Origin of the sequence: Frankia sp. AgKG'84/4, assembly GCF_023242965.2 — a bacterium.
Lineage (GTDB): Bacteria > Actinomycetota > Actinomycetes > Frankiales > Frankiaceae > Frankia.
This window is the reverse complement of the sequence record NZ_JALKFU020000209.1, coordinates 1-8,286: the sequence shown is the minus strand read 5'-3', so window position 1 is coordinate 8,286 and position 8,286 is coordinate 1. Positions and strand designations below refer to the sequence as shown.

General features: G+C 72.5%; 8 protein-coding genes. 3 read left to right on the top strand and 5 right to left on the bottom strand.

Translation table 11 applies throughout. The features are described from left to right. Nucleotides 1-153 precede the first annotated feature (153 nt). Nucleotides 154-2,133, top strand: a complete 1,980-nt coding sequence (locus tag MXD58_RS14360; protein WP_248840572.1) for a CHAT domain-containing protein — start codon at nt 154-156, stop codon at nt 2,131-2,133. On the opposite strand, the gene MXD58_RS14355 is transcribed toward MXD58_RS14360, so the two are convergent. Continuing rightward, nucleotides 2,043-2,828 carry an SDR family NAD(P)-dependent oxidoreductase gene (locus MXD58_RS14355; protein ID WP_248840573.1) on the bottom strand — a complete coding sequence of 262 codons (786 nt, stop codon included), beginning with the start codon at nt 2,826-2,828 and terminating at the stop codon, nt 2,043-2,045. The genes MXD58_RS14360 and MXD58_RS14355 overlap by 91 nt on opposite strands. Nucleotides 2,829-2,990: 162 nt before the next feature. On the opposite strand from MXD58_RS14355, the gene MXD58_RS14350 reads away from it, so the two are divergent. Then, nucleotides 2,991-3,434, top strand: coding sequence for a maleylpyruvate isomerase N-terminal domain-containing protein (locus MXD58_RS14350; RefSeq protein ID WP_248840574.1), 444 nt, complete (start codon nt 2,991-2,993; stop codon nt 3,432-3,434). A gap of 187 nt (nt 3,435-3,621) precedes the next feature. Here MXD58_RS14350 and MXD58_RS14345 read toward each other — a convergent pair whose 3' ends face one another. The 4 genes from MXD58_RS14345 to MXD58_RS14330 all read right to left on the bottom strand — a co-directional run bounded on the left by MXD58_RS14345 (nt 3,622) and on the right by MXD58_RS14330 (nt 7,206). Beyond that, a complete protein-coding gene (locus MXD58_RS14345) occupies nt 3,622-4,746 on the bottom strand; it encodes an Rv3169 family protein (protein ID WP_248840575.1) in 1,125 nt (374 codons plus the stop codon). A 416-nt stretch (nt 4,747-5,162) separates the two neighbouring features. Further along, nucleotides 5,163-5,453 carry a hypothetical protein gene (locus tag MXD58_RS14340; protein WP_248840576.1) on the bottom strand — a complete coding sequence of 97 codons (291 nt, stop codon included), beginning with the start codon at nt 5,451-5,453 and terminating at the stop codon, nt 5,163-5,165. Nucleotides 5,454-5,581: 128 nt separating this feature from the next. Then, the gene (locus MXD58_RS14335; protein ID WP_248840577.1) at nt 5,582-5,809 is read right to left on the bottom strand and encodes an alpha/beta hydrolase; all 228 of its coding nucleotides are present in this window, start codon (nt 5,807-5,809) and stop codon (nt 5,582-5,584) included. Nucleotides 5,810-5,829: 20 nt separating this feature from the next. Continuing rightward, entirely contained in the window at nt 5,830-7,206 is a 1,377-nt protein-coding gene (locus MXD58_RS14330; RefSeq protein WP_248840578.1) for a lysine N(6)-hydroxylase/L-ornithine N(5)-oxygenase family protein, read from the bottom strand. Nucleotides 7,207-7,524: 318 nt separating this feature from the next. On the opposite strand from MXD58_RS14330, the gene MXD58_RS14325 reads away from it, so the two are divergent. Then, nucleotides 7,525-8,286, top strand: a 762-nt coding sequence (locus MXD58_RS14325; RefSeq protein ID WP_250609399.1) for an iron chelate uptake ABC transporter family permease subunit, incomplete at its 3' end; no start/stop codon positions are given.

Sequence of the window (8,286 nt, the reverse complement as noted above, 5' to 3'; positions counted from 1 at the left end):
GCTGGTCGCGGTCCTGCGTGCCACCGGCCCGGAGGGCACCCTCGCCCCGCCGCCCCTGCCACCCGCCGACCTGGCCGACCTGGCCGATCGCCTGACCGCGCGGCTGCTCGACGGCACGCTGGCGGCTGCTCCGGAACGGGAACGTGAGGGCCGGTGACGATCCCGCGGATCCTGGTGGACGTGGCGCGCCGCGGCGACGGATGGGCGGTGCGGGTTCACGGTTACGGCGACGGACCGCCGGCGGGGGTCGATCCCGTCGACGTCCGCTCGGAACACGAGATGACCGCCGTCATGGTGACGGACATCGACGGCTCACCGCGGCAGGTGCCGGCCATAGCGCGGACGCGACTCGATCAGCTCGCCAGCGAACTGCCCGCGCCCCTGGCCAGCCTGTGCGGTGGCGACGCCGAGGCGGTCCGCGGGCTGCTCGCCCGGGTCGCCGGGCTCGACCTGCGGCCAGGAGACGCCGAACTCTACGGCCGATGGCTGTTCGAATGCCTCCTCGCCCCGGTGTGGCCGGCGATCCTGCGCGCGGCCGGCGGCCACGGCCACGGGGTGGAGCTGGCGCTGCGGTGGCCGGCGGGTGACCGCGCGCTCGACAGTCTGGTGTGGGAGTCGATGCACGACGGCGCCGCGCCGCTGCTCGGGCACCCGCGGATCCTCGTCGCCGTCACCCGGGTCGTGCCGGCCGCGACGCCGGCGCCGGCGACGATCCGACGCGTGCCGCGGGTGCTGTTCGCGGCCGGCTCCGCGCTGGACGAGGCGGTGATCCGACCCGGCGCGATGTTCATGGGGCTGGTCCGCGCCTTCGAGGCGGAGGGGCTGTGCGTGTCGAGGCTGCTGGACCGGGTGACGATCACCGAGCTCGGCGAGGCCTGCGCCCGGCACGCACCCGACGTCGTACACCTCGTCGCCCACGGGGATGTCGCCCACGGGGATGTCGCCCATGGGGAGAGCGACGGCGATGGCTGGGATGACGCGAAAGAGCACGCCGCCCGCGACCGTCCGGTCATCCGGCTCGTGGACAAACCGGCGGGGGCGCGTCGGAACGACCCGCCGACCGGCTCGCGCTACGTCGATGCCGAGGCGCTGGCCCTCGCGCTGCGCGGACCGGCCGGCATGCCCGCCGCGGTGGTCCTCAGCGCCTGCGGCAGCGCTCTGCCCGCTCCGATGGGCGGCGCCGACGCCAGTGGCGGTGGCGGTGTGGCGCGGGCGGCTGGCCGGTCGATGGCCGCGGAGCTCGTCGAGCGCGGCGTGCCGATCGTCGTCGCGATGTCCGGCGAGGTCAGCGAGCAGGCCAGCCGGATGTTCGCCCGGGGCTTCGTCCGGGCCGTGCACGAGGGGGCGTCGGTGGTCGCCGCCTCGACGGCCGGCCGGCGGGCGGCCCTGCTGCACGGCGACCCGCCCAGCGGCTACCTGGACTGGGCGATGCCGACGCTGCTGCTCGCCGAGAACGTTCCGCCGGATCTGCGGCTCGTCGATCCCGCACCCGTCGCCCGGTTGCGCCACGTCGCGGAGAGCCTGGACCTGCGCCACGCGCCGATGTTCATCGGGCACGAGGCGATCCACGACACCGTGGAGGATCTCGCCGGCCCGGCGGTCGGGGGCGGTCCGGGCCTGCTCGCCGCGGTGGCGGAGCGCTCGATCAGCGGGCTCGGCGGCACCCGGCTGTTACGGGAGATCGGACTGCGGCTGCTGCGGCGCGGTCACCTGCCGCTGCTCGTCGGGCCGTTCGGGGACGGCGCCGCGCCGCAGGACGTGGGCGCGGTGGTCGTCCAGATACTGGCGAAGATGATTGCGGTCGCCAGCGCGCTGAGAATGGATCCTTTTCACCGTCGTCGGCCTGCCTTTCGGCGCGGCCTTCGCCATGCTCCAGGTGCTCGGTCAGAACTCGGCCCTGGCGCTGGCGATCGGGATGACAACGGCCCTCATATGTTCGGGCGGCCTGCTGGTGACCCGCTTCGGTCGACTCCTGATCCGCTCGCTGCGGTCATAGCGGCACCGGCGCTGGATCAAGCGTTGTCGCCGAGGCGTCGGTCCCGTCAGATTTCCGGGCGGGGCGGCGGGGGCGGGACGGCGCCGTGCATGGCGGTGAGGCCGCCGTCGGCGGCGAGGACGGCGCCGGTGATGTAGGAGGCGTCGGGGGACGCGAGGAACCAGATGGCGGCGGCGTGCTCCTCGGCGTTGCCCCAGCGTCCGAGTGGAATGCGGCGGGCGACGGCCTCGACCACGGTGGGGTCGGTGCGGTGGCGGGCCATGAGCGGGGTGTCAGTGAGGCCGGGGGCGATGGCGTTGACGCGGATGCCGTCGGCGGCGTGGTCGAGGGCGGCGGCGCGGACCAGGTTGAGCACGGCGCCCTTGGACGCGTTGTACGCCCAGTTGCCGGGGTCGGCGGCGAGGCCGGCGCTGGAGGCGGTGACGACGATCGCGCCGCCGCCGGTGGCGCGCATCGCGGGGACGACGGAGCGGATGCCGATCGCGACACCGCGGACGTTGACGGCGAGGATCCGGTCGAGCCGGGCGATGGCGTCCTCATGCTCCCAGGGCAGGGTGCCGCCGATGCCGGCGTTGAGGATCGCGGCGTCGAGGCGGCCGAACCGCTGCGCGGCCAGCCGTGCCATCGCCACCCCGGACTCCTCCTGGGTGACGTCCGCGACCAGCGTGACCACCGCCGGCCCGACACCCGCGGTGGCGCTGGTGAGGTCCGCGAGCCCGGCCTCGTCGATGTCCACGGCGACCACGCCGAAGCCCCGGGCCGAGAACAGGTGCACGCAGGCCCGTCCGATGCCGGACGCGGCACCGGTGATGACGACCGAGGGGATGCTCACTGCGTCCTCCAGTGGGCCCGGGCACGTGGCCCCGCCCGGGCGGCGGAGTCGGTCCGGTACGACGGGACAGCATCACCGATCAGGGCGACGGGCGTTGGCTGGACAGTGACCTCCCGACCTGCGATCAGCGATCGAGATTCCCGCCCTGTCGCCGAGGACACCGTGGGAGAATGCGCGGGGCTGGCTGGCGCGTCCCCGCCGGCGCGGGGCACCGGCTCCCTCGCCGCGGTCCTCGCGGCCGCCCTCGCCGTCCGACCGGCCGCACCCGGTACCCGGGCCGCGGTCGGCGTGGCACCCGCGGCGGCACCGCCGCCGTACGGCAGCCGGGTCAGTGTGCTTGACCGGCTGCTCGCCGGCTGGACGGTGCGTGAACTCATCGCGCACCTGTTCGCGGTGGACGGTCTGGTACTGGCCGCCGTCAGCGGCGACGCGGATGCCCCGCCGGACACCGACGCGGTGTCGAGGACGCACAGCGTGCTGGCCGAGGCGACGGCCTGGTCGCCGCGCGAGGTTCGGCGCCGCTGGTTTGACCGCGCCGAGCGGCTGAGCGACGGCGACGACACCGTCACCACCCCGGCATCCCGCCGAACCAGCCGCTGTCGGTGATCGGCGGGCCCGGCAACGACGTCATCTACTCCGGCAGCGGCGGCGCTCAACGGCGGCACCGGCACCGGCATCATCGACGCCGGCGTCGGCAGCGACACCTGCAAGAACGTCGAGACGGCGGTCAGCTGCGAGCTCGTCCCGAACTGAGGCGACCGAACCGGGCGGCACCCGGCCGTCCCGGCCACCGTCAGGCGGTCGGGCGGACCGGGGCGCCGTCGAAGAGGTCGCGGAAACCGCCGGGCGCGTACGGTCCGATGACGAGCTGCTCCAGCACCCCGAGGCCGCGCTGCTCGCCCCAGCTCGCCCGCATGACCTGCTGGACGTGGATGCAGTCGGACGAGAGCGTGTCGAGTTCGGCGGATCTGTGCACCTCGCCGCCGACCGCGAGTTCGTCATGCCACTTGCCGTGCGCCCAGATCGGGTGCAGGTAGCCGGCGCCCTTCATTCGGAAGGTGCGGATCGGTTCGAGTTCCACCGCGCCGGCCTCGCCGAGGTGCAGGGTCGCACCTTCGGAGCGGCGCAGGCCGGGGGCCCACCGCACCGCGTGGCGGGCGTCGCCGAGCCGCCGCGTGCCCGTGTCCGGGCCGAACACCGGACCACCGTCGTCGACCACGGGCAGCACCGCCGCGGTGCGTGACCGGGGCCAGCCGAACTCGTCCTCCATCGACATGAAGTGCAGGCACTCGTCGGCGAAGTTCAGCGGCGCCCACAGGAAGAACGTCTGCGGCCTGATCGACCGCGGCGCCATCGGAATGCGGTCGCCGAGGCCGCGCACCCCCCAGGAACGGTCCTTCGAGCCGACGACCGGCAGGCCTGCGGAGGTCGTCACCGGAACCGACTGGCCGCCGGCGGTGATCTGGCCGGTCCAGGCCACCATCTGCGTGGCCCGGGTGTTGTCCAGCAGCGGGTAGGCGCCGTCGAAGTGGGTCTGGCGTGGCTCTTCGAAGGCGGCGGTGCGGGCGACCGCGGTCAGCTCGGCCACCAGCCCGTGCTCCGGCGCGTTGACGCGGATTCGATTGACACGCAGCGGCTCCACGATCTCCACGCTGATCGGGCCGACGCGGGTCCGGGTCCGGTCGAGGGGGACCCGTCCGGAGGCGAACACCGACCGCTGGACGTCGTCGTGGACCACGGAGAAGGCCGCATCGATGATCCCGCGGTTCGGGTAGATGCCCATCGCGAGCGCGAAGAACATCTCCTCGTTGTAGCCGTTGAACCAGAACCGGTCGAAGTGGTCGGGGTGTCCGTTGCCGACGTGCGCGACGGGCAGGGACGTCTGGTGCACCGGGTAATCGTCGAACGGCGTAAGCATCCGGGGCTCCCCTTCGAGCACGGCGCGCGGCCGGGTCCTGCCCACCGGTGGATCGCGCGGAGTCCGCCGGACAGTTCGGATCGTAGGCGACAGCTTCGCGAGGCGCACCGTATGTCCGCCGTGGACAGGTCCACCGTGGAACCACCGAGACGACGCAGGGTCGGCTGGTGCACCGGCGGATCGTCGGATCGCGCGCGGCGAACAGGACGGAATGTGGCGCGAAACCGATGTGTCCGCCGGGTGCCGACGGAATACCTTCCTGCTCGGCGGATCCGGTGCCGCGGCACCTGTCCGAGTCGGTCCCCGCGGGATACCGCGCTGGAATAGGACCTGATTCGGCAATACCGAGGTAAGGAACGGGTAGCAATTCCGGGGACCTGCGAACGGGGGCTCCGTCGCGGGGTCGGCCGTTCGCGTTACCCCTCGCTGACCGCGGTCCATCTGCGGTCGTGGGACATCGCCGCGCCGAGATCCTGCAGGCGCCGCAGCGCCGCCGTCACCTCGGCGGCGGGGAGGTTGAGCGCACGGGCCAGCGCGCGGGCGCGTAGTGGCTGGTCAGCACGGGTGAGCGCGGCCCGTACCCGGGTGCCTGTCCGGTCCGGGCGGCCGGGATTCCCGGCACCCGGCCGCCGCTCCTGGTGAGGCAGATCGAGGCCAATTAAGCTGCATTCCGGGCCGACCTTGGTGACGGGATCCACATAATGCACTGGGTCACCCTCCTGAAAGTAGCGTCACCCCTAACGATGCAGCACGGAACGGGTTTTCTAAATGCGACCTCCATCGCGTCACCCGAGGTAATTATCCTAGTACGGTAGGTGCGCGTTTCCGGTCCGGTTCAGCCGGCGAGTCGGGCGTCGAACCAGGCCTGCAACGTGGCCGTCCAGTGATCGGTGATCGCGCGCGGGAAGACCGTGAAGCCGTGTGGCAGGAAGGGGGCGACGAACAGCTCGGTGCGGCTCACCGCCGCCCAGCGGTGCGCGAGGTGGAGGGTCTCGTCGAGCAGAGGGTCACCGGAACCGACCGAGAACAGCGCCGGCGGCATGCCGGCGAGGTCGGCGAACACGGCGGTGTGGTCGGGCGGCGTCAGTGGGTGCTGGCCAGCGCGCCCTGGGTCTCGCGGGCGCCGACGGGCGCCGGCTGGGGTGCGGCGGCCCGCGCGGCGACCGTGCGCGTCACGACCGAGTTCAGCAGCTCGCCGGCCCGGACCGCGACGTTGGACAGCAACGTCGAGGAGATCCCGTGCGAGTGTTCGGTGGCGCCGAGCACGTACAGGTCGGCGTTGGCCGGCGGCTCGGTGACCAGCCGGTAGTCGCGGTCGACCAGGGGCCGGCCGGCGGCGTCGAGCTGGCAGTGCCCGGCCATCGAGCCGAGGATGCGGCGGGTGTCCCGGGAGCGGTAGCCGGTGGCGAACACGATGATGTCCGCCTCGACGGTCTCGCGGGAGCCGGTGGGCAGGAACTCGACGTCGACGGCGACGCCGTCGTCGAGGCGGCGCAGCTCGGCGACGCGGGAGGCGCGCATGATGCGCAGCCGCTGCCGTCCGTGCACCTTCTCCTGGTAGACGCGGCGGTACAGCTCGTCGATGAGGTCGATGTCGACGACGGAGTAGTTCGTGCCGCGGCTGTAGGCGCTGAGCATCTCCTTCACCGGCGGTGGCGAGGCGTAGTAGTCGTCGACGGCGGACGGGTCGAAGATCTGGTTCGCGAACGCGCTGTTGTCCGCCGGGCTGTAGCCGTACCGGGCGAACACGGCCGCGACCTCGGCGCGCGGGTATCGGCTGTGCAGGAACTCGGTGACCTCCGCCGCGCTCTGGCCGGCGCCGACGACGACGAACCGGTCGCGGACAGCGGGGGGCAGGTTCTCCACCCGGGCGAGCAGATCATGGTTGTGCCACACCCGCTCGTCCAGGTCGACGCCGGGCGGCAGGCTCGGCTCGAGGCCGACGGCGACGACGACGTTGCGGGTCCGGCGAACGACGGTCCGACCGTCGGCGCACGCGCCGATGACCTCGATGAAGGCCATCTCACCGTCGACGAGGACGGGACGCATGTCTACTACACGAATGTCGTACTCGACGACGTCGTCGAGCCGGCGCGCGGCCCATTCCAGGTAGTCGTGGAACTCCTGCCGCAGCGGATACATGGTCTTGTGGTTGATGAAGTCGACCAGCCGGTCCTGCTCGTTCAGGAACGAGAGATAGCTGAAGTCGCTGACCGGGTTGCGCAGGGTCACGAGATCCTTGAGGAACGAGACCTGCATGGTCGCCCCCTCGAGGAGCATGCCCCGGTGCCAGCCGAAGCGCGCCTGCTGTTCCAGGAAGCTGATCCGCAGCTTCTCGCCAGTGGGGGCGCTCGCGTTGTACTCCCTCGCGGCGATCGCGAGGGCCAGGTTCGACGGTCCGAAGCCAACTCCGACGATGTCCAGAATGCCGTTGTCCGCGGATGCCGGACGTCCTGCCACAGTCGATCCTCCGGTCCGTAGAAGCGCTCTTACTTTTGGCGACGAGACCTGTACGTTTAGTAAATTTAAGGTAACCTAACTTATCTTCGGGACGACCCTTCTCGCTGTCAAGCCATCTCTCGGGAAATGTCGGTCGAGGCGACCCGGAGTGTCGATCGCGCGGACCGGTAGGTCGGCGGAGCTGGACGAGAGGGCTCAAAGCCGGCTAGCGTGCCACGTTGGCAAGTAAACCTATCTTTACCTGACGGCGGATTGTGGGGGTGGGGAGTGGGGTCTGCGGTTCCTGGGTTCGCCTCCGCCCGCGGGGTGGACGCGAGCGTGACCGGCGCGACCTCCGCGCCCCCACGGGCGAGCACACCCGCGGCGGCGCCAGCCGCGGTCCCCACCCCGAACGCGGCCCAGCCAGTCCGGGGCGGCCTGCGCTCGGCGCGGGCGCGGGCCGCCGCGCTGGTCGGCGCCGTGCTGGCCCTGGCCGGGATGTGCCTGCTCAGCCTGTGGGTCGGAGCCAACCATCTGGCCCTGCCGGTGGTGTGGCGGGTGCTGTGGCACGACGACGGCTCGCAGGCCGCGCTGATCGTGCACGACCTGCGTGTCCCGCGGACCCTGCTCGGCCTGTCCGTCGGTGCCGCACTGGGCGCGGCCGGCGCGCTGACCCAGGCCCTGACCCGCAACGACCTCGCCGAACCGGGGATCCTCGGCCTCGGCTACGGCGCCGCCGCCGCCGTCGTCACCGGCATCTCGGCGTTCGGCGTGCTGAGCCCGGCCGGCTATGTGTGGTTCGCCTTCGCGGGCGTCGGGATCACCGCCGTCGCCGTGTTCTCTATCGGCTCCGCCGGCCGGGGCGCCAGCCAGCCCGCCAACCTGGTGGTGGCCGGCGCCGCGGCGAGCGCCGTGCTCGGCGCGTTCGTCAACGCCGTGCTGCTGCTGGACACCCGTACCTTCGACCAGTTCCGGTTCTGGGACGTCGGCTCGCTGGCCGCGCCGGGCAGCGCCGCGCTGCGGGCCACCTGGCCGTACATCGCCGTCGGGCTGCTGGTGGCGATCGGCCTCGCCCGGCCGCTGAACGCGCTGGCCCTCGGC

Excerpts from the sequence above, each read along its gene's own strand:
- MXD58_RS14345 (WP_248840575.1), bottom strand. The coding sequence starts at position 4,746 with ATGCTTACGCCGTTCGACGATTACCCGGTGCACCAGACGTCCCTGCCC.